Genomic DNA, 333 nt, shown 5'->3' with positions numbered 1-333 from the left:
CCGGCTGAGCCAGGCCGCGCCGGCCTGGCGCGGGCGCGGCGAAGGCGGCCAGGCCAACCCCGCCAACCCCGCCTTCAATCCGCAACGCACCGAAGGCGGCCCGCGCGGCGCCATGCCGCAGGGCTTCGTGGGCGCGGCCCCCGGCGGCCAGCCGCCGGCGCCGGGCGGCGACCCGCGCGCGCGCGGCTGGACCACCCGCCCCGACCAGGCGCGCGAGCAACAGGCCATGCAGCAACAGCAGGCCATCCGGCAGCAGCAGGACATGCAGCGCGAGCAACTGGATCGCCAGCGCGGCGACCAGTTCCATGCCCAGCAGGCGATCCAGCAACAGCA

At 77.2% G+C, this 333-nt stretch carries 1 pseudogene; it reads left to right on the top strand.

The annotated features are described in order from the left end of the window. Positions 1-333, top strand: a pseudogene (locus K206_RS44190) (hypothetical protein); the annotation flags it as partial.

Source organism: Cupriavidus sp. WS, assembly GCF_000395345.1.
GTDB classification, from domain to species: domain Bacteria; phylum Pseudomonadota; class Gammaproteobacteria; order Burkholderiales; family Burkholderiaceae; genus Cupriavidus; species Cupriavidus basilensis_B.
The sequence above is the reverse complement of the archived record's forward strand: the minus strand, read 5'-3'. Positions and strand labels throughout refer to the sequence as shown.